Annotated in this window: 7 protein-coding genes and 1 CRISPR repeat array (1 of these 8 only partly in view); of the genes, 2 read left to right on the top strand and 5 right to left on the bottom strand. The window is 63.7% G+C overall.

Annotated features, from left to right (window positions below; translation table 11 throughout):
* Positions 1-209 precede the first annotated feature (209 nt).
* The 5 genes from CCZ28_RS17160 to CCZ28_RS17140 form a co-directional block, all read right to left on the bottom strand.
* Entirely contained in the window at positions 210-815 is a 606-nt protein-coding gene (locus tag CCZ28_RS17160; RefSeq protein ID WP_140219940.1) for a hypothetical protein, read from the bottom strand.
* Positions 812-15,787 carry a hemagglutinin repeat-containing protein gene (locus CCZ28_RS17155; protein WP_140219938.1) on the bottom strand — a complete coding sequence of 4,992 codons (14,976 nt, stop codon included), beginning with the start codon at positions 15,785-15,787 and terminating at the stop codon, positions 812-814. Before CCZ28_RS17155 ends, CCZ28_RS17160 begins: the two co-directional genes overlap by 4 nt.
* A gap of 40 nt (positions 15,788-15,827) precedes the next feature.
* Complete coding sequence (locus tag CCZ28_RS17150) at positions 15,828-17,495, bottom strand: ShlB/FhaC/HecB family hemolysin secretion/activation protein (protein WP_276613594.1); 1,668 nt, start codon at positions 17,493-17,495, stop codon at positions 15,828-15,830.
* A gap of 333 nt (positions 17,496-17,828) precedes the next feature.
* Positions 17,829-18,317 (bottom strand): GNAT family N-acetyltransferase, encoded by a 489-nt coding sequence (locus tag CCZ28_RS17145; protein WP_140219934.1) that lies wholly within the window; start codon positions 18,315-18,317, stop codon positions 17,829-17,831.
* A 38-nt stretch (positions 18,318-18,355) separates the two neighbouring features.
* Complete coding sequence (locus CCZ28_RS17140) at positions 18,356-18,946, bottom strand: TetR/AcrR family transcriptional regulator (protein ID WP_140219932.1); 591 nt, start codon at positions 18,944-18,946, stop codon at positions 18,356-18,358.
* 76 nt (positions 18,947-19,022) lie between these two features.
* Here CCZ28_RS17140 and CCZ28_RS17135 point away from each other — a divergent pair, with 76 nt between their 5' ends.
* The gene (locus tag CCZ28_RS17135) at positions 19,023-19,658 is read left to right on the top strand and encodes a glutathione S-transferase family protein (RefSeq protein ID WP_140219930.1); all 636 of its coding nucleotides are present in this window, start codon (positions 19,023-19,025) and stop codon (positions 19,656-19,658) included.
* Positions 19,659-20,139: 481 nt separating this feature from the next.
* Positions 20,140-20,898, top strand: coding sequence for an SDR family oxidoreductase (locus tag CCZ28_RS17130; protein ID WP_140219928.1), 759 nt, complete (start codon positions 20,140-20,142; stop codon positions 20,896-20,898).
* A gap of 132 nt (positions 20,899-21,030) precedes the next feature.
* Positions 21,031-21,690: direct repeats of the CRISPR family, unit length 28 nt; unit sequence TTTCTAAGCTGCCTACACGGCAGTGAAC (it continues 150 nt past the right edge of the window).

Below are 21,690 nucleotides of genomic sequence, written 5' to 3'. Positions count from 1 at the left end.
AGTCAATTACCAACGAGTCCGGTCGTGCTGACGCAGGATCAGTTCTCGAAAAGCGCACCGCAACTGGGCCAGCTTGGTCGCCCCCCTTCAGCTCACGTTTTATTCCGTCTCCCAACGCTTATCAGATTTATTCTGTTCTGAGCGAAATCAGCCTCTGTCAGCACGCCTCTTCCTAAATTGCCGAGAGCACTCCCTGTTGCTTTCCCACCCTATATCAACTGTAAAAACCTATATTTCCAAAAGTCCATACCCCCTAAAACCCAATACTTCTCCCTATCTGGCACTAAATAACAAAAGTCCGAACACTTGGCGAACCAGTCTGAGTAGGCCAAGTCTTCATGCCCCCGACCATAATCCATGTGCATGTAAATTTTTCGATCGAAATTCACATAGAACATCGGAAGCCTGGAGGCAACAGCATTAGCCTCACCAAAATCTTTCGCGCTTAATTCTGCTCCGGAAAAATAGTACCCCTCGATTTTTCCATACAAAGATTCGCTCAAACCAAGCCCGCACGTGAAAATATCTTTAAGCTCTTGCTTTGATAACACCTGCCGCCCCTCTGCCATTAAGTACTTCAAAAAACTCTCAGCAGTTAGCTTAAGAATCCCTCCTCTGAACGAAATGCATGCTGACGTATATTGCTCCAGATTTATATGCCCCTTATCAAGGTATGCCCGATAATCTCTCTCCGCATCCAAGCTAAAGTTAAACTTATCATCTGCAACCCAGAAGCATTTCCCTGAATGAACAAAAAAACATATACTTTTTTCGCCGCTCCATAAATCATCAACCAACGACTGCCGCCAAGTCATCTCCCAAACTCCTTCAAAAACTCTTCGTGAGAGTATACACGTGCATTGCTTGAATGCTTTTCAAGTAACGACTCCCATATCTTGGGCAGCTCTAAAGCAATACCCGGTTGGTTCGGATCTACGATTTTGGGTGCCGATGGATCTCGTGGAATGCCCGGAACCGGTCGCTGAGGTATCGAACTATCCATTATCTGCTTATGAAGGCCGGCATCTACCTCGAAAACTACTACCGACCCATCCGGACGTTTGTTAGTTAAGAAGTAGCTAGCATGCTCAGCACTCCCTACACTTACACAAAGCTGCCCAGAGCACCCAGGGTTGATTTTAATACTGCCATCCGCATTCACAGTAATGCGATTTTGGCTCGTCGCTGAACCTGAACCACCGCCTTCTACTCTAAAGTAAGTTTCAGTCTTAGGCGCCGCTTTTGCACCCGATGTACCGGAACTTTTTGCACCGCCAAGAACACCTCCTCCACCATACGCTCCCGCCAAGGCGGCAACAACTGACTGGACCGCCATGACCGTGTCATATCGCTCCGCTACTTCATCCCAGCTCTTGCCTGACTCCTTCGCTATCGCCGCTATAGCACCATCACGTGTGATGTTCCCCTCATCGAGGCCTTCCAGGATCTTGCTTACATTTGCTGCGTCCTTTGGATAGACGCTTTTCCACGCAAGACTGTAGCTAATAGGCTCATCATAAGACGCCAACGCTTGTTTGGCTTCGGCTACCAAGGCCGAGCACGCACCATCAGATTTGTTCCCTTTGGTACAAATATCTCGAATTGCTTGGTCACGTGCCTTATCAACCTTACGGATATCAGCAAGCTCTTTAGCCTCATCCGTCGTTAAGCTGCCATCCTTCTGCCTACGCTCCAGAACAGCTTGTCGTTGCGCCTCGGTGCGGTGTAGATAGTTATTTCCCGTTTCGATCTGCGCCGCATTCGCCGCGACCGCAGCCTCGCCACCCGCAGCAGCGGTAATACCCGCCACTAGGCTGCCAATCAGGTTCAGGCGATTCTGCTTCTGGGCATCCGTCATGCCTTCGGCAGTTTGATCACTCAATTGATCGATCAGGTTGTTCAGCACCACGCTTACGCTGCCGCCCAAGGCGCCGGCACCGCAGCTCTGACTTTGCGCAGCGGCGCCCGCGCAGCCGACGATGGCATGCAAGGCCGCACGTGCGGTTTCGGATTTCAACTCATCGGCAATGCCCTTGACCTGTTCGGCGGCCAGGCTTTGGAGATAACTTACCGCGGCGCCCTGAAGCAGCTGGGCTCCACCCCCCGTGACATTGCCCCCCGCCGCACCACTGATCGCGGAAACCAAGGTGCGCCCCAGCCCCCCAATCTCCCAGGTGGCGTTGCTTTGGATGAGGTTCTCAAGCTGAGCGATTCTTGCTGGGTCGCGCTGTTCAGCAGGCTTGGCGTTCTCCTCGGCCAACTGCTTCTTGGCATCAGTCGAGACGAGCGAGCGCTGCTCCAAGAAGGTGCCCACGTTCCGCACGAACTGCTCGGTGATCTTAAAGCCCGCTTCGACTTCCTTTCGATCGAAGATCGGTTTGAGAGCGTTACTGCCGTCTCTGTCACTGGAGACGTCTCGATTGACCTCGGCAACGGCCTGCTCAGCGGTCTGCCCAGTAAGCGCTTGCTGCTTCGCCTCGTCGGTGATGGTGATAGCGCCACCACTGATACCGCTAGACGTAGTGCTCTTGTCCTTGCCACTGGCACTTAGCGCGATGGGGGTGCCTAGGTTTGTAGCGGCGTCCTGGACAGGTTTTCCGTCCTTATCCTTGATTACGTTGCCTTTCTTATCGTGCGCAGCGGTGCTGTAGCTGCCGCTCAGGCTGATGCTGGAGCCCTTGTATTCGGCTTTGTTCTCGAGGTCGGAATGCGTCAGCGTGCCGGTAGTAAGACGGTTCTTGCCTTCGGCGACGGCCTTGTCGCTGCTGGCAATGCTGGCGCCTTTAAGGTCCGTATTTCCGCCAACCTTGATCTGGAAGCCGTGGTCACCCGCCTTGATACCGGACTGCTCGATGACACTGGCGTAGGTGCTCTCGATCTTCTGCTGGCTGACGGACCCGCCGGCCGATGAGGCGCCATAGCAGAACGGCGGTATGCAGAGGCTGACGCCTGCACTGGCACTCTGCTGTCGCGACTTGTAGTCGTTGCGGTCCTGCTGGCTGGCGATGTTCAGATCACCGCCCACGTCGGCACGCACCTGATCGCCACTGACCACGGCACCACGGATGTTGGTGTCGTTGCCACTGACAAGCTGGACGCCTTTGCCGGCAGTGATGTGGGTGTTGGTCTGGGTGACACTATGGCCCTTGGAGTCGCCCCAGCCCTTGTTGGCGGCAAGATCAATCGTAAATCCGTTCTTTTGCCCCAGGTTGAAGCCAACCCCGGCACTCCAGCCGCTGTTGCTGTTGCTGCCCTCCTGAACGGCAGTGTTTTGCGCGGATACCAGGTTGATATCGCCATCGGCCTTGAGTGCCACATCGCGCCCGGCATTGATGTCGCTGCCGACGATGTTGATGTGGCTGTCCTTGCCCGCGCCTTTGGCAGTGATGCTGACGTCACCACCGGCGGCGATACTGCTGCCGACCACGTTCTGGCCGGACTCGTGGCTCTGGTGCTTGCTCTGGCTGTTACTCAGGTTGACGCTGACCTTGATGCCGGTCAGCTCGCCGTTTGCCAGGCTCTGTGCACTGTCGACCGCCGCGCCGGCGTTCATGCTGGCGTTCACTGCGGCCAGGGCGAGCATGCGTGGATCCTTGGTCTTGCCCGCGGCAGCCTTCATCTGCTGGATATCGCGAACGGCGTTCACCAGGGGGATGTTCACCGAGCCCCCTACCGCCGTGCGGTTGGAGCTGGCGCTGTGATCCGCGCTGAGGGTGTCGTAGCCGGCCTGGATATCGACCTGCTTAGCCGCGATGGCGATGTTGCCCTGGGGCGCGACCACTTGGCTGGCGGTCTGGGTGTAGTGTTCACCGGCGCTGAGGGAAACGTTGCCGCCCAGGGAAGCGATCTGGCTGCCGACCTGGCGAGTGCTGTTTTCCTGGCTGTTCTGCTTGGTGGAGACCACGCCGGTGGCGCCCTGCCACCAGGTTCCGATTTCACCTGCCTTGCGATTCTTGCCGCTGGAACTGGAGGCGTCGCTATCCTGGGCGCTGACGATGCTCAGGTTGCGACCGGCATCGATGCGGATGTCCTTGTCGGCAACGACCGTACTGCCACTGATCGTGGTATCCCGGCCACTGTGCATGTTCAGACTGCCAGCGCTGATGCTGCTGCCGATGGCCTGGGTGGACGCCTCCTGGCTGCCCTGGGCTTTTTGCGTCTGGGTCAGGGAGCCGGTCCAGTGCTGCGTCAGCTTGCTCGAACTGCTGGCCTGGCTGGAGGAGGACGATTCCTGGGCGGTACCGAGGGTAATGTCGCGCCCGGCGTCCAGTTGTACGGCATTGTTCGCGCGTAGCGCCGCCGCTCTGAGATTGATGTCGTTGTCGGCCGTGAGCTTGATGCTGTCGGCGTTGAGCGTGGTGCTGGTGACGGTCGTCTGGCTGCTGGAGGCGCTGTTGGCCTTGCCGGAGAAGAAGCCTTTCTTCGACGTGGCCGTCGCGTTACTGGCACTGTTTTCCGCCACGTCGAGATTGATGTCGCGGCCAGCATCGGCGCGGAGCAGCCCCTTGGCGGACAGCTGTGCACCCTGGGTGTTGATGTCCTGCCCGGCAGAGAGAGTGAGCTTGGTCCCGGCAGAGAGAGAGGAGGTAACCGCAAGGTCACTGGAGCTTTCAGCCATCTGGCTGCTCTTGCGACCGAAAGAGCCCTTCTTGGTCTTGGAGAAGAAGGAGTCGTCGCTGTTGGTCGCGGCCAGGATGTCCAGGTCCTTGCCGGCATAGAGATAGGCCTCGGTGCCGGCCGTGACGGAACTCGCGACGAGCTTGAGATTATGGTCGGCACTCAGCGTGACCGCGCCTCCAGCAGTCAGGCTGGTGCCCTGCTGGCTGACGTGGTCTTCCTTGCTGGTGACCTTCTTGCTCGTGCTGTAGCTGTGGCTTTCGTCAACGGCGGAGCTAAGGGTCAGGTCGTGCTTGGCACTCAGGTCCAGATCCTTGCCCGCACTGAGGGTGCTGGCCGTGGCGCTCAGGTCTCGACCGGCGTGGATGCTGAGGTTCTGGCCGGCCGTCGTGCTACTGCCCAGCTGGGTGATGCTGGAGGTATTGAATTGGGTACCGCTGCTGCGGCCCGTCTGGGTCTGGGCACTGCTCAGGTTGACGTCGCGACCGGCAGTGATGCTCAGGTCGCGGCCGCTGCTCAGAACGCCACCGACGTTGCTGAAGTCACGACCGGCCTGCACCGTCAGGTTGTTGGCCGCCTCGATGCGTGCCGCGCTGTCGGCGAAGTCCTCGCGCCAGCTGTTGGCGCCCGAGGCGCTCTGGTGGCTGGTGACGGTACGCTCGTTGAGGATGTCACCCCGGATCGTCGTCAGGTCGACATCGCGGCCGGACAGGATGCCGCCAGCACGATTGGTCAAGTTATCGCCGGCCAACAGACTCAGCCGATCACCCGCCTGGATCAGGCCGCTGTTGACCAAGTTATTGGTGGCCGTGGCGCTGAGGCTGTTGGTGGCCTTGAGGGTGCCGGCATTGTTCAGGTCGTTGCCGGCGATCAGGGTGACGTCGCTGCCCTGGATGAGAGCGCCGTTGGGCGATAGGCGATTGTTGGCGTTGGCCAGGTAGAGCACCGGGACCAGTACGTGCTGGCCGTTCACCACCTGGTCTTCCATCCAGACGATGTCGTGGGTCAGGGCCGCCACCTGCTCGGCGGTCAGGCCGACGCCCACGCTGAGGCCCAGCGCCTGCTTGCTGGCGATGGCATTGTCCATCAGGTACTTGAACTGGGCTTCGTCGCTGGTCAGGCCGTCGATGAAGCGCTGCCCGGTGCGGGCGACGATGGCCTGCTGCACCAGGCGCTGTTCGTAGAGGCCATCGCCCAGGCGCTTCCAGCTGGTGTCCGGGTCGTAGTTGAGGTTGCCCAGCAGGTAGTCGGAGCTGAGGAATTGCTTGAGGTCGGTCAGCGCCGGGTTGGTTTCCACCAGGTAGCGGTGCGGCAGGTCATGGCCGACGGTGGTGGGCAGGGCCACGGAGACCATGGGCGTGGTGACGCCTTGGGTACTGACGTCCTTGAGCAATCCCTCGGCGACGGTGGCCTCGCGCTGTTGGCTGGTGGTCGCATCCATCGCCTTGGCCGCTTGCGGCGTCTTATCGAGCGCGACCTTGCCAGTCAGGGTAGAGGGCGCGGCGAGCTGGGCGGACAGCAGCGTCTGAGTAGTGGGCTGCGTGGACATCACGCCATCGAGCGCTACCTGGTTGGCCAGGGGACTGTTGGTGTGTTTTTGCACCTGCAGCGGGGTGATAGCCGCTACCTGACTGCTCTCCAGGGCCTTGGAGGTATCCTGGGTACGGCCCGCGGTATAGGTCGTGTTCTGGGCACCGATCTGATTGTCGACGGTGACTTGGCTACTGGTCAGCCACTGGACCTGGCTGCCGATTTTAATGTCCGTGTCACTGTTCTGTTGGCCACTGAGGCGGAACAGACCGTTCTGCCCGGTGGGCAGTTTGAAGCCGGGAAGCGTGGTGGGATTGACCTGCTGTTGGGCCAGGTTGGCGGGTAGTTGGGGGTTGAGGGTGACGACCGTGGCGTAGGCGGTGCCCGGGGCGCTGGTGTCGGTGCGGCGGCCACCACCGACGTAGGTGTAGCCGGGACGCACCACGCTGTTGTCGATGTTGTTGTTGGCCCGCACGTTGACGGCACCGCCAGCCTGGATGACCGCGGCATAGCTCTGGTCGCCGGTGGAGAGCCGTTCGGTCTTGCGGTAGGCGGTCTGCTCGCTTTCGGTCATGGCGATGAATTTGCTCATCGCCGCGCCCAGGCCGCTCAGGTCCTGGGCATTGTAGTTGGGGCTCTGGTACCAGTAGCGATCATTGAAATCGTTGGCCGTGTCGTACCAAGCGCCAGCCTTGCGGGTGCGCTCGGAAATGAACACCCGGGTGGTCTGGGTATCGCCGGTCTCGACGCCTTGGTTGTAGAGGTTGTTGACGTTGGCGGTGAGGGAGCCACCGGCCGCGAGGGTGCTGCTGCTGTTGAGCAGGTCGCCACCGTTCACCATCAGGTTGCGGCCGGCGGTGATGCTGGACGCGGCACTGGCCTGGGTCACTTCGAGCTTGTCACGCTGCAGGACCTGCCAGACGTGGTTTCGTTTGCCGCCGTCGCAGTCGCCGGCACCATAGCCGCAGGGCAGCTCGGTGATCTGGCCGGTGTAGACGCCCATATTGTTGACGGCCAGGATGTCATGGACGTTCTGGATGGTGCTGGCCGCGAGCCACAGACTGCCGTCGCTGGTCAGGGTACCGGAGCGGTTGACGATGCTGTTCGCCCAACTGCCGTCGCCTGAGCGCGCGATCGACAGGTCGCCCAGGCTGTAGACGTCGGCATAGCGGTTGGTGAAGTCACCGACCCACAGCCCCATGTTGCCGCCGCTGAAGATCAGGCTGCTGTTCTGGTTGGCCAGGTTGGCGGTAGTGATCGACAGGTTGCCCGCAGCGCCCAAGGTGCCCTGGTTGTCCACCTGTCCGGCGCTGAGGTTGAAGTCGCCGGCGGCGGAGATTCGCGCCCGGTTGCGCAGCAGGCCGCCGATGTTGATGTTGGTGGTGCCGCTGCCGTTCAAGCGCGCGTTGGGGTTGTCGAGCAGCAATTGCCCGGCGCCCAGGGTGAAGTCACCAGCGCTGCTCAGCCGGCCCGCCCCTTGGTAGGTACCGCCCAGGTGCAGGTTGAAGGCGCCGCCACTGGCGATGAGGCCGTCGTTGGTCCAGTTGCCGCCGTTGCCGCTGAAGCTGTTGCGGGCGAGCAGTTGGCCACTACCGGTCTGGGTCAGGTTGTCGACGTTGACCACCAGGTTGGCCACCTGCAGGGTGCTGCTGTTGGTCCAGCTGCTGCCGTTCAGGGTCAGGGTGCCGTTGCTGACGACACTGCCGCCAGCGTTCTGCAGCAGGGGCAGGCCCAGGCCGAAGGTACCGTTGCCGACGTGCAGCAGGGTGCCATTGGCGTTGATGAGGCCGCCGAGGTTGAGTTGCAGGTTCTGGTTGGCGCTTTCCAGCCGGCCGTTGGTGTTGTCCAGGGTGCCGCCGAGGTTGAGTAGCGTGGTACCGCCACTGCCCAGGGCGCGCAGTCGACCATTGGTGTTGTCCAGGCTGGCGGCGGACAGGCTCAGGGTGCTGGTGCTTTCGATGATGCCCAGGCGGTTGTTGAGGGCGCCGCTCAGGCTGAAGTCGATCTGGTTGCCGAAGACCTGGCCGTCGTTGTCACCGCTGTTATCGAAGCTGCCACCACGGACGCGCACCAGGCCCTTGCCGTAGAGGCTGCCGTTGCGGTTGTCCAGGCTACCGATCTGGAACAGGGCATCGCCGCCCAGGGCGGTGAGCTTGCCGTTGTAGTTGCTCAGGGTCCCGGCGTTGAGGTCCAGGCGCTGTGCCTGGATGGTGCCACCGGTCTGGCCCTGGCCGCCGTTGGCCAGCAGCCCGCCGATGCCGGCGATGAAGGCGCCCTGGAGGCTGGCCAGGATACCGCCGCGGTTGTCCAGGTTGCCGGCGGTGATGCTGAGGTCGCCGTTCTGGGCAAGGAGCTTGCCGCCCGCGTTGCCTACCGTGCCGGAGCCGGTGGCGAGGGTTAGGCCGGTGGCGCTCTGCAAGGTGCCGCCACTGTTGTCGAGACCGCCGGCGGTGACGCTCAGGGCCCCGCCCTGGCTGGCGAGCAGGCCGTCGCCGCCATTGCTGACCTGGCCGCTGGCGGTGATGCTCAGCTCGCTCTGGCTGGCCAGGGTGCCGCCATTGCTATTGTCCAGGCCGCCGACCAATAGGGTCAGCAGGCCCCCGCTGTTGAGACGACCCTGGGCATTGCTGACCTGGGTGGCGCGCTTGAGCAGCAGGTCGCCCTGGGCCAGTACGGCGCCATTGGTGTTGGTGAGGGCGCCGAGCAGGTCGAGGGTGACCGTCTGTTGGCCATTGAGGGTGCCACCACGGTTATCCAGGTTGCCGGTGTTGACGCTCAGCGCCTGCTTGGCCTGGGTGAGGCCGCCAGCGTTGCTGAACTGGCCGGCGTTGACGGTCAGGCCCGTCCCGGCGTCGATCAGGCCCTTGGTGCCGTTTTGTAGCGTACCGGTCACACTCAGGGTCTGGGCGCCGCTGCTGGAGAGGAAGCCACCGGTGTTGTTCAGGTTGCCGGCGGTGACAGCGAGCGCACCCTGGCTGACCAGGGCGCCGTTGTCGCCGTTTTCCAGGGTGCCGCTGAGGGCGACCGTGAGGTCGCCGGCCTTGCTCGACAGGGTGCCGCTCTGGCGGTTGCTCAGGTTGCCGCCGGTGACGGTCAGGCCCTGCCAACCGGAAAGCAGGCCACCGTCGTTGGTCAGTTGGCCGGCCTGGACCTTGAGCAGGCCCTGGCTGATGAGTTTGCCTTTGCTGTTATCCAGCGCCCGGGCAATGAGGTCGAAAGACTGGGCGCTGCTGATCTCGCCACCGGTGTTGGTGACCTGATTCAGGTGGGCGAAGCCCAGGGCTCCGCTGCTGGCGATGAGACCACCGGTGTTGTCGAGGTTGCCGGTACCGCCGCTACGCCCCAGGTCTAGGACCAGGGTACTTTCGCCGATCAGGCGACCGCCCTGTTGCTTGAGTTCACCCAGGGTCAGTTGCAGGTCACCCTTGGCCGAGACTTCGCCGCCATTGCTGGAGTCCAGGTGGTCGGCGGTGAGGGTCAGCTTGGCCTGGCTGTTGATCAGGCCCTTGGCCGTGTTGTCGAGCTGCCCGGTGGTGAGCGTCGCCGCACCCTTGGCCAGCAGGCTACCGCCCGCGTTATCCAAGGTGCCGGCCGTGACATCGAGGGTGGTGGCCGCGCTGAGCAGGCCGTCGGCGCTGTTGTCTAGCAGACCGCTGGTGGTCACGCTCAGGGCGCCACGGCTCACCAGGGTACCGCCGGCGTTGGCCAGACTGCCGGCCTGGAGGTCTAGACCGGCCGCGGACAGGGTGCCCTTGGCATTGGCCAGGGCGCGGGCGATGCGCAGGGTCAGGCTGGCGTTGCTGACCAGCTTGCCGCCACTGTTGTCCAGGCTGGTCGCCGCCAGGGTGAAGGCTTGGCCACTGCTCAGTTCACCGGCGTTACGGACGGTACCCAGGTTGTTCAGGAGCAGTGCGCCGGGGGCGGTGATCAGGCCACCGCTGGCGTTGGTCAGGCTGCCGTTTTGCAGGTCGAGCGTGACGCCGGCCTGGCTGAACAGCTCGCCACTGTTGGTCAGGTTGGCGGTGGTGACCTGCAAGTCCTTGGCGCTGGCCAGGCGGCCGGCGTTGGTGAGGCTGCCAGCGGTGACGCTGACCTGGTCGCTGCCGACCAGTTGGCCGCCCTGGGCATTGCTCAAGGCACCGGTGGTGGTCAGGCTCACGGCGCCCTTGGCGCTGAGGGTACCGGTGCCGTTGTCCAGACTGGCGCTACCGAGGGTCAGGCCGCCGTCGGTAACCAGTTGGCCACCGTCGTTCTGTACAGCGCCGCCGGTGACGGTGAAGGTCTGCTGACCGGCGCTGGAGATCAGGCCCTGGCGGTTGTCCAGGTTGGCCGCAGTGATGCCCAGGGTACCTTCGCTGAGGAGTTTTCCCTGGCCATTGCTCACGCCATCGCTCAGCGTCAGTTGCAGGCCCTTGGCCGCCGAGATCAGGCCAGCGGTATTGTCCAGGCGCAGGGCGCTGACCGTCAGGCGATCACCACCGACCAGACGGCCCTTCTGGCTGTTATCCAAGACGCCGGTAGTGAGACTCATGGCGCCCTTGGCGCTGAGGGTACCGGTGCCGTTGTCCAGGCTGGAGCTGCTGAGCGTCAGGCCACCGTCGGTAACCAGTTGGCCGCCCTCATTTCGTACCTTGCCATTGGCGACGGTAAGGGTCTGCTGGCCGGCGCTGGAGACCAGGCCCTGGCGGTTGTCCAGGTCGGCCGCGGTGAGGTCCAGGGTACCGTCGCTGAGCAGTTGGCCCTGGCCGTTGAGCAACTGGCCCTGGCCGTCGACCTGGGCGCCTGTCAGCGTTACTCGCAGATTCTGATGGCTGGTCAGCAGGCCGGCGCTGTTGTCGAGGCTGGCGGCTTCGATGTCCAGGCCCGCCGCGGATAGGGCGCCCTTGGCATTGGCCAGGGCCTGGGCGATGCGCAGGGTCAGGCTGGCATTGCTGATCAGCTTGCCACCGCTGTTGTCCAGGCTGGTCGCGGCCAGGGTAAAGGCTTGGCCGCTGCTGAGCTCACCGGCGTTGCGCACCGTATTAAGGTTCTTGAGCAGCAGCGCACCCGGTGCGGTGATCAGGCCACCGCTGGCGTTGGTCAGGCTGCCATTCTTGAGGTCCAGGGTTAGGCCGGCCTGGCTGAACAGTTCACCGCTGTTGGTCAGGCTAGCGGTGGTGACCGAGAGATCCTTGGCGCTGGCCAGGCGACCGGCGTTGGTCAGGCTGTTGGCATTGATGGTAAAGACGTCGCTGCCGATCAGGCGACCGGTCTGGGCGTTGCTGAGCGCCCCGGCGGTGGTCAGGCTCACGGCGCCCCTGCCGCTCAGGGTACCGGCGCCATTGTCCAGGCTGGCACTGCTGAGGGTCAGGCCGCCATCGGCAACCAGTTGCCCGCCGTCGTTCTGCACCTTGCCATTGGTGACGGCAAGGGTCTGCTGGCCGGCGCTGGAGACCAGGCCCTGGCGGTTGTCCAGATTGGCAGCGACAATGCCCAGGGCTCGCTCGCTGAGCAGTTGGCCCTGGCCGTTGAGCAGATCGCCCGCCAGCGTCACATTCAGGTCTTGATGGCTGGTGAGCACACCAGCGCTGTTATCGAGACTGGCTGCCTCGATATCCAGGCCGGCAGCCGACAGAGCGCCCTTGGCATTGCTCAGGGCACGGGCGATGCGCAGGGTCAGGCTGGCGTTGCTGATCAGCTTGCCGCCGCTGTTGTCCAGGCTGGTCGCCGCCAACGTGAAGGCCTGGCCGCTGCTGAGTTCACCGGCATTGCGGACATCACCCAGGTTCTTCAGTACCAGGGCGCCCGGGGCGGTGATCAGGCCACCACTGGCGTTGGTCAGGCTGCCGTGCTGCAGGTCCAAGGTCAGGCCGGCCTGGCTGAACAGTTCGCCGCTATTGGTCAGGCTGGCGATGCTGACCTGTAGGTCCTTGGCGCTGGCCAGGCGACCGGCGTTGGTGAGGCTGCCAGCGGCTACGTTGAAAGTATCGCTGCCGATCAGGCGGCCATTCTGGGCGTTGGTGATAGCCCCGGTAGTGCTCAGGCTCACGGCGCCCTTGGCGCTGAGGGTGCCGACGCCGTTATCCAGGCTGGCGCTACTGAGGCTCAGGCCGCTGTCGGTGACCAGTTGACCGCCATCGTTCTGCACCGCGCCGGTGAGCGCGAGGGTTTGTTGGCCAACGCTGGACACCCGGCCCTGGCGGTTATCCAGGCCAGTGGCCTTGAGGTCCAGGGTGGATTGGCCGAGGAGGCGGCCCTGGGTATTGTCGAGGGCGCCGCTCAGGTCCAGTTGCAGGGCCTGACCGCTGGAGATCAGGCCAGTGGTGTTATCCAGGCGCTGGGCCGCTATCGCCAGAGGACCGCCGCTGACAAGGCTGCCCTGCTGAGCGTTGTTCAGTTCGCCGGTGGTGAGGGTCACGGCGCCCTTGGCGCTGAGGGTGCCGGCACCGTTATCCAGGCTGGTGCTGCTGAGGGTCAGGCCGCCGTCGGTGACCAGTTGGCCGCCCTCATTTCGAACCTTGCCATTGGCGACGGTAAGGGTTTGCTGACCGGCGCTGGAAACCAGGCCCTGGCGGTTGTCCAGGTTGGCCGCGGTAATGCCCAGGGTACCGTCGCTGAGCAGTTGGCCCTGGCCGTTGAGCAGGTCACCCGCCAGCATCACCTTCAGGTCTTGATGGCTGGTGAGCACCCCGGTGCTGTTGTCGAGACTGGCTGCCGCGATATCCAGGCCGGCGGCAGATAGATTGCCCTTGGCGTTGGTCAAGGCGCGGGCAATGCGCAAGGTCAGGCTGGCGTTGCTGATCAGCTTGCCGTTGCTGTTGTCCAGGCTGGTGGCGGCCAGGGTGAAGGCTTGGCCGCTGCTGAGTTCGCCGGCATTGCGGACATCGCCCAGGTTCTTCAGTACCAGAGCGCCGGGGGCGGTGATCAGACCACCGCCGGCGTTGGTCAGAGTGCCATTCTTGAGGTCCAGGGTCAGGCCGGCCTGGCTGAACAGTTCGCCGCTGTTGGTCAGGCTGGTAGTGGTGACCTGCAGGTCCTTGGCGCTGGCCAGGCGACCGGCATTGGTCAGGCTGCCGGCAGTGACGCTGAAGGTGTCGCTGCCGATCAGGCGACCAGTCTGGGCGTTGCTGAGCGCCCCGGTGGTGGTCAGGCTCACGGCACCCTTGGCACTCAAGGTGCCGCTGCCGTTGGTCAGGCTGGCGCTGCTGAGGGTCAGGCCGCTGTTAGTAACCAGCTGACCGCCGTCGTTCTGCACCGCGCCGCCGGTGACGGTCAGGGTCTGCTGGCCGACGCTGGACACCAGGCCCTGGCGATTATCCAGGCTGGCGGCCGTGAGGCTCAGGGCGGCTTGGCCGACGAGGCGACCCTGGGTATTACCCAGGTCTCCGGTCGTCACGGCCAGGGCACCCTGGGCGCTGAGGAGGCCCCCGAGGTTATTCAGGCTGGCGCTACCGAGCGTCAGGCCGCCCTGGGCGAGGAGCTTACCCGCGGCATTGTTCAGCGCGCCGCTCAGGGTCGCCTGGAGGTCACCGCCCGCGTTCAACACACCGCCAGCGCCGTTGGCCAGGGTCTGGCCGCTCAGGCGCAAGCCTTGCTTGGCCGACAGCAAGCCACTACCGCTGTTATCGAGGGTGGTGATGCTGGCCGTCAGATCGCTCCCGGCGATGACCTTGCCGCCGCTATTGAGCAGGCTCTGCCCGGTGAGGCTGACGCTGCCGCTCTGGCTGGACACTTCGCCGACGCGGTTGTCGATCGCGGTTACCCGCAACTCGACGCCGTTCTGGCCACCGACCAGGCTGTTGCCGGTGTTGCCCAGCCGGTCGGCGATGAGGCTGAGTTGGCCCTGGCTGATGAACTGGCCATTGAGCTGGTCGAGACTACCCAGGGTGGCGGTCAGGTTGCCCTGGCTGCCGAGTTGGCCACCGTCGTTGTTGACCTGGTTGCCGCTCAGGCTCAGGGCAGCGGCGCTGGTGAGCACGCCCTGGGCATTGAGCAGTTGGCCGAAGCTCAGGGTGGTATTGCCGGCGCCCTGGAGGTTGCCCTGCTGGCGATTGTCCAAGGTGCCGCTGAGGCGTGCCTGGAGGTCGCCATGACTGACGAGGGTGCCGCTACGGTTGTCCAGGGTATTCAGGGTCAGGTCCAGGCCCGAGGTACCGATGAGCTTGCCCTGGCGGTTGTCGAGGCCTTGGCCTTGCAGCGTCAGGCGCGCCTGACTGGAAATCTCGCCCTTGCCATTGCTGGTCTGCCCAAGGGTCGCGGTGAGCGCGCCCGCACTGGTCACGAGGCCTTGGGTGTTATCGAGGCTGGCGGCCTGTACCGCCAGGCTGCCCTGGCTCTGGATACGGCCCTGAGCGTTGCCGAGGGTGCTGGCCTGGAGTTGCGCCTGGCTGCCGGCGCTCAGGGTGGCGCCAGTGTTGTCGAGGGTATCGGACGCGGTGGCACTGAGATTGCGGCTGGCGATCACCGAGCCCCGGTTGGTGATCCCGGCGCCTTGCAGGCTGACATCGCCCGTGGCATTGCGGCTGTTGTCCGGATTTACCCCGGCTTCGATGACACCCGCATTGGTGAGTTGCCCGGCAGCGTTGAGGGTGATGGCGTTACGGGCCGCCACGCTCTGGTGGATGGTGAGATTGCCCCCACTCCGGGCGTTGACGTTCCCGCAGGCATAGACCGGGCCCTGGGCGTCGACGCCTTGGCCTTTCAAGGCGATGTTGCCGCTGGCGGCAGCCTGGGCCAGGGTCAGTTGGCCGTTGGCATCGAGCTGGATATCCCCGGCACTGGCGGCCAGGTTGCCGGCCAGTTTCACCCCTACGCCGGCTTCGGTACCGACCAGGCGGATGGTGTTGGCGTACATGCCACCCAGGGCGGAGGAGTCGATGGCCAGTTGCGGGGCGTCGCCAGGGCTGGCGGGGCGCGGCGTGGCGGCGAGACTATCGGCGGCGACGTCGTTGCGGCCGGCGACGATGTTGAGCTGGCGAGCATGCAGCTCGGCATTGATCTTGGCCGAGCGGGTGACGAGGTCGAACTGGTCGACGTTGTCGGCGTTGAGGCCATTGCCTTCGATGGTGACGCTGCCGCCATCGACCTGGAAACGATCCAGGCGATTGCCGTCGAGGATCGGCTTGCCGGTGGTGAGGGTCACCCGCGGCGTGTTGATGAAGCCGCAGCCGTTGCAGGTCACGCCATAGGGGTTGGCGACGATGACCCGCGCCGCCTGGCCGGCGACCTCGGTATAGCCCCTGAGCTGGCTGGGGCTGCCGCCCACCACCTCGTTGAGGATGACGCCGGCCGCCCGGCCCTGGAGGTTGGGGTTGCCGACGATGATGCCGCCCAACTGGGTATTGCCGGTGCGGTCGGTGACGTTGTTGAGGATGACCCCGCGGCTGTCGACGTTGTAGTCCTGGAACTGGTTATGCGACAGGCCATTGGCACCGGGCGTGGCGATGTTGACGATGGGGACGCCATTACCCGCCTGATCGAGCCGGGCGCCATTGCCGTTGCTGACCACGATGCCCTCGGCCTGAGCCCAGATCGGCTGCCAGAACAGGGCATTGACCAGCAGCAGGGCCAAGGCGCGCTTGGAAATGCCGCAGAAGGTGTCACGCGGCTTGAGTTCGGCGCTGGGTTGGGCGGCGAGAAAGTCGAATTGGCGGACGTCCATGTCAGCTCCTCAGGTAGTGCGGTGTAGCGAAACGGGTGATTTACAGAAACAGGTCGACGCTGAAATAGACCGGGTGCTCGCGCTCGGGCAGCGCCGCGGGGCGCTCAAGCGACTGGGCGAAGGTCAGGCTGGCGGACAGGTAGCGACCGCGGGCGAACAGTTCCAGGGAGTCGCCGGACAGCCGGCCGTGCATCTCGGGGTTGTAGCGACCGTGATGGATGACGCCCTGGTCATAGCCCAGGCCGATGCCGTACTGGCTGAACAGCGGTTGCAACCAGCCCCAGGTCACCGCCCGCGTCCAGCGCAGGTCATTGCGCCAGTAGCCGCCGGTGTCGCCCGACAGCGACTGGTCCTTGAAGCCCCGTATCGAGGCCAGGCCGCCTAGGCTCATCCGTTGCGGGCTGTAGAGCACGTCATCGGTGTATTGGCCGGTCGCCAGGCTGCTGAAGCTGAGGTTCTCGCCGAACAGCTGGAAGTTCTGCAGATAGCTCAGGGTCCCCGTGTACTTGCGGTAGCGGGCGGTGGGCTGGCCGGGGCCGGAGGTGGGATCGCTCTGGGCGCCGAAGATGCCGACGCCGCGCTGCCAGCCCAGATCCAGGTTGACGAAGGCGCTGCCGAAGCGCCGGCCGTGGTTGAAGCCTAGTTGCAGCTCGCTGATACGGTTGCTGCTCAGCCCGAGGCGACTGTCCTCGATGTAGTTATTGGTGCTCAGCAGCGACAGCCCCGAGTTGAGCGCCGTCTTGCTCACCGCGTCGCGATGCACCACCCGCTCGGCCTTGAATTGCTGGTTCTGGCTGTCGCCACTCTGCTGGAAGGCGAAGCCGTTGGCCTTGGCCTGGGAGCGGTAGTCGTTGCGGCTGTAGCTGTAGTTGAAGGTCCACCAGCCCCACGGCAGGCTGTAACCCAGGTAGCCGTTGCGTGACAGCTGGATGTGGTCGCTCACCGCGTCATGACCGCCCCGCAGCACCAACTGATCGGCCAGGCCCAGCGGGTCGTCCCAGTCCAGACCCAGACCCCACTGCTGTTCGCCGGTGCTGCGCTGACCGTTATTGTTGCGCGACAGAGAGGCACGCCAGGGCTTGCTCGGGGTGTTCTTGACCTCGACATCGCTGCCACCGACCGCCTTGCCCGGTACCAGGTCCATCTGCACCTGGTTGGAAGGCAGGCGGTTGAGCTGGTCGACCATCTGCTCCAGCTCGCGCAGGTTGAGCAACTCGCCCGGCGCACCGGGAAAGGCCTGCATCAGCTCGCGGGGCGTCAAGCCACTGCCCGCCGCGGGCTTGAGGCTTTCCAGCTTGCCCTCCACCACCAGGATGGTAAGGGTGCCCTTGGCGAGATCCTGCTGCGGCAGGTAGGCCCGACTGGTGACGTAGCCACGCCCTATGTAGTGATCGGTGATGGTTTTGAGCAGCGCGTTGAGCTGGTTCACACCCAGGCATTGGCCGATATAGGGCTGTGTCAGGGTTGCCTGGTCCTGAGCGGAGAGATGCTCGGCGCCCTTGAGCTCAATGTGCTGGATGGTGAAGCAGCGCCCTTCGGCGGTGGGCGGCGGGGGCGCCGGTTGAACGGTTGCCCCTGGCAGCTCCTGGAGATCCTGCAGGCGCTTTTGCTGCTCTTGAAGCAAGCGCTCCTGCCGATTGCGGATCAGGTCGGTATCGCCGGGATTGGTGGGGACCACCTGGGCCTGGGCACTGGCCAGGCAGAACATCAGGCCAAAGCCTAAACCTGAGCGAAAGAATGACAAACGCATGATCGTTCCCTGACCAGATATTGGCCTAGCCGATGCCGAATACGCGGGAGGAACGATAAATCTACTCAATCAATTGTCAAATAGTAACAACTTATTTCTAGTGACAGACGGCACCTAAATGATGATGAAAGGTGCTTTCTTAAGACTCACTCCAAGTTTCTTTTCAAATCAACATCGCTCTAATTCAGTAATTACAGCTTGTCCAAAAATTGTCGCCGGTTCTGACTTCGCCATTTTTACGACTCGAAAAAAAGACACCTAATGAGGAATTTCAATAGATTTTAACTATAATTATTCACCAAGCCACCGATACATCACATAGCAATCCACTAGTCCCAGGCTCCCATGCCGATAGGCCTTGGGCAGGGTGCCGACGATCTGGAAGCCGTGTTTCTGCCACAGCCGTACCGCCACGCTGTTGCTCGCCACCACCGAGTTGAATTGCATCGCCAGGAAGCCCAGCTCGCGCGCCACCTGCAGCGAGTGCTCGCAGAGGGCACCGGCCACGCCCTGGCCGCGGGCGGCGGGGGCGACCATGTAGCCGCAGTTGCAGACGTGGTCGCCCGGGCCCATGGCGTTGGCCTTGAGGTAGTAGCTGCCAAGGATCTGCCCCTCGCGCTCGGCGACGTAGGTCGCTCGCGGCATCTCTACCCAGAGGCGCCAGGCCTCCTCGCGGGTCATGTCGGGAGCGTAGGCATAGGTCTCCTGCGCCTGCACGACTTGCTGGATGAGCGGCCAGACCTGGTCAAAATCGGCGGCTTCGAGCGGACGGATAAGCATGGGTTACCTCGGCGGACAGGGGGGGACGCCAGTGTCCCCTAGCCGGCCGAGCCTGCCAAATCCTCGTCCTCGGCCAGGAGTCCCTGACCGCTCTGGCGGCAGGCCGCCAAAAGCTCCTCGGCAAGATCCTCGTCATCCAGCGCCCGCGCCAGGGCCACGCCGCCGATCAGGGTGGTGGCCAGTTGCAGCGCCCGGCGGCGGCGTTGCGCCGAGTGCCCTGGCAGATCACGCTCCAGGCGCTGCACGAAACGCTCGAAGAAGCGGGTATAGCTGCCGCGAATGGCGGCCTCTCGGTGAGTCACGTCTGCCGCCAGGAAGGCCAGCGGACAGCGCAGTGACTCGCCTTCGGCATGCTCGCGACTGAGATAGTGCTCGATCAAGTGGCTCAGGCCTGCGCCACCCAGGCTGTCGAGCCGGGCGCTGCCCACCCGGGCGGCGTGACCGATGGCCTGGTCGTAGACGTCGGTCTTGGTACGAAAGTGATGATAGAAGGCACCGCGCGTCAGGCCGGCATCGGCCATCAGGTCGTCGAGGCCGACGGCGTCGAAGCCTTTCAGGGCGAACAGGCGGGCGGCGCTATCGAGGATGCGCTGACGCGTCTGCTCGCGTTGATCGAGGGGCCAGGCCATGGGGACTCCAGATTATGTTCTTGAACATAAGGTCCCCTTTGCCAGCATGCAGGCTTCTTTGCAAGGAGCCTGAACCATGACGCCCTATCTCTTCGGTCCCGCCTTCAGCAGCCTGGTACGCAGCGTGCGGCTCTACAGTCTGGAACGGGGGCTGGACCTCCCTTGTGGCCTCGCGCCCGCCGGCCAACCGATCGCCTGGCGCAGCGAAGCCCATCTGGCGCTGCATCCCTTCGGTCAGGTGCCGGTGCTGCTGCACGGTGAGCACCGCATCTTCGAGACGCTCGCCATCTGCCATTACCTCGGCCGGCACCTGCTACCCACTGCCGACCCCCTCGACGATCCCGAGCAAGACGCCTGGACCAGCGCCCTGCTCACCACCGTGGATAGCCGCCTGATCCGCCGCTACCTGCTACGCGTCGCCGGGCCCCGCCCCGATCCGCACTTCACGGCAGAAGAGCATGACCGCGCCGCCGCCGAGGTCAGCGCGACCCTGGCGGTGCTCGACCGCCAACTGGGCGAAGACGCCTTTCTCTGCACGCCCGACTTCGGGCTGGCCGATGCCCTGCTGGCACCCATGCTGGACTACCTGGAACGACTGCCGGAGCCACGCTGGCTGGCCGCCTGGCCACGTCTGGATGCCTATCTCACCCGGCTGAGGGAGCGACCATCCGGCCAGGTGATCCTGGTGCCGCCCGACTTCGCCCTGCGGTGAGCCGGTCGAGCCTCATTCTTGTGGCCATTACCTCACGCTGCCGCCAGGAAGAATGCTGACGACACCATAGTCGCCGGCCGGTTACAAACCTTACCTTGAACACCTAACCATCCCCTGGGAGGACCGGGTGACGGCTCGCAGTGACCTAGCCACCGTCTGGCCACGATCCCTATCCCCCAAACCATCCTCTCTCCCTCCGAGAGAGGGCTAGGGTGAGGGCCGCCCAGCTCCGCACCCATCGCCTGACTACAAACCCTCCCCAAACCACCTAACCATCCCCTCTCCCTCTGGGAGAGGGCTAGGGTGAGGGCCACCCAGCTCCGCACCCACCGGCTGCCTACAAATCCTCCCCAAACCACCCAGCCATCCCCTCGCCCTCTGGGAGAGGGCTAGGGTGAGGGCCGCCCCACGCACTAGGCGACTGTCTGTATCACCACGACCTGCTAGCCTTGGGCATCCTCCCGGCCTCCAAGGACCAGCCATGACCACCGCTCGCCCCATCGCCCTCGTCACCGGTGCCTCCCAGGGTATCGGTCGCGCCGTCGCCCTCGGCCTGCTGCAGGACGGCTTCCGCGTGGTCCTCGCCGCCCGCCGTGCCGAGCCCCTGGCAGCCCTGGCGGAAGCAGCCCGCCAGCAGGGCGGCGAAGCCCTGGCGGTCCCTTGCGACGTCACCGATGCCGCCAGCGTCGAGGCGCTCTTCGACCGCATCCGCGCCACCTACGGCCGCCTCGACCTGCTGTTCAACAACGCCGGCGTCGGCGCCCCGGCGGTGTCCATCGACGAACTGGAGCTGGACGCCTGGCACCGGGCGGTCAACACCAACCTCACCGGCGTCTTCCTCTGCAGCCGCGCGGCCTTCGCCCTGATGCGCGAACAGTCGCCCCGCGGCGGCCGCATCATCAACAACGGCTCCATCTCCGCCCATACGCCAAGACCCTTCAGCGCGCCCTACACCGCCACCAAGCACGCCGTCGCCGGCCTGACCAAGGCCCTGGCCCTGGACGGCCGCACCTTCGACATCGCCTGCGGCCAGATCGACATCGGCAACGCCGCCACCGAGATGACCGAGCGCATGGCCAATGGTGTCCTGCAGGCCGATGGCAGCACCGCGGTGGAGCCGCGCATGGATGTCAAACACGTGGCCGACGCCGTCCGCTACATGGCCAGTCTGCCGCTGGATGCCAACGTCCAGACCCTGACTGTGATGGCGACCAAGATGCCGTATGTGGGTAGGGGGTAGGTTTCACGTGGAACGGCCACGGGCCGTGGCATTGCAGGGAAGCCGGTCGAGACGACTGGCTCGCAAGCGGACTATTCGGACTGCCTATGCGGCAGTGAACGGAGTGGCGCGGCTGCTTGGGGAGTTCTGCAATTTCTAAGCTGCCTACGCGGCAGTGAACCCGTCGATGACGCGCCAGAACAGCCGGGCCATTTTCTAAGCCGCCTACGCGGCAGTGAACGTCTTGCAACGCCTTCAACTGCTCGGCGTTGATTTCTAAGCTGCCTACGCGGCAGTGAACAAGACGCCGAAGCCCTTACGTTGCTGATCCATTTTCTAAGCTGCCTATACGGCAGTGAACTGAGGCCCAGCCCATCGACGGCCTGATCTACAATTTCTAGGCTGCCTATACGGCAGTGAACTTGCTGGCCGCCGAGCGGTAGCCGGTGTTGCTTTTCTAAGCTGCCTATACGGCAGTGAACGGACTGCTGTGGCAGGTCGATCTCCAGCGCCTTTTCTAAGCTGCCTACACGGCAGTGAACGGTGTTGGTCGCTGCCGACTGGTCCCCGGTGTTTTTCTAAGCTGCCTACACGGCAGTGAACTCACGGCCAGATACTGCCGGGGGAAACCTGGTTTTCTAAGCTGCCTACACGGCAGTGAACGAGATCTCTGTGCATGAGGACGGCCGCATCGATTTCTAAGCTGCCTACACGGCAGTGAACGGCTTCGTCGATCCCGACGCGATGTCCGCCCATTTCTAAGCTGCCTACACGGCAGTGAACATTGATCCCTGGTACCGCAAGGACCCCGGC

Origin of the sequence: Pseudomonas oryzihabitans, assembly GCF_006384975.1 — a bacterium.
GTDB lineage: Bacteria > Pseudomonadota > Gammaproteobacteria > Pseudomonadales > Pseudomonadaceae > Chryseomonas > Chryseomonas psychrotolerans_B.
This window is presented reverse-complemented; position numbering and strand designations above follow the sequence as displayed.

Excerpts from the sequence above, each read along its gene's own strand:
- CCZ28_RS17145 (WP_140219934.1), bottom strand. The coding sequence starts at position 18,317 with ATGCTTATCCGTCCGCTCGAAGCCGCCGATTTTGACCAGGTCTGGCCG.
- CCZ28_RS17150 (WP_276613594.1), bottom strand. The coding sequence starts at position 17,495 with ATGTTCTGCCTGGCCAGTGCCCAGGCCCAGGTGGTCCCCACCAATCCC.
- CCZ28_RS17155 (WP_140219938.1), bottom strand. The coding sequence starts at position 15,787 with ATGGACGTCCGCCAATTCGACTTTCTCGCCGCCCAACCCAGCGCCGAA.
- CCZ28_RS17130 (WP_140219928.1), top strand. The coding sequence starts at position 20,140 with ATGACCACCGCTCGCCCCATCGCCCTCGTCACCGGTGCCTCCCAGGGT.
- CCZ28_RS17135 (WP_140219930.1), top strand. The coding sequence starts at position 19,023 with ATGACGCCCTATCTCTTCGGTCCCGCCTTCAGCAGCCTGGTACGCAGC.
- CCZ28_RS17160 (WP_140219940.1), bottom strand. The coding sequence starts at position 815 with ATGACTTGGCGGCAGTCGTTGGTTGATGATTTATGGAGCGGCGAAAAA.
- CCZ28_RS17140 (WP_140219932.1), bottom strand. The coding sequence starts at position 18,946 with ATGGCCTGGCCCCTCGATCAACGCGAGCAGACGCGTCAGCGCATCCTC.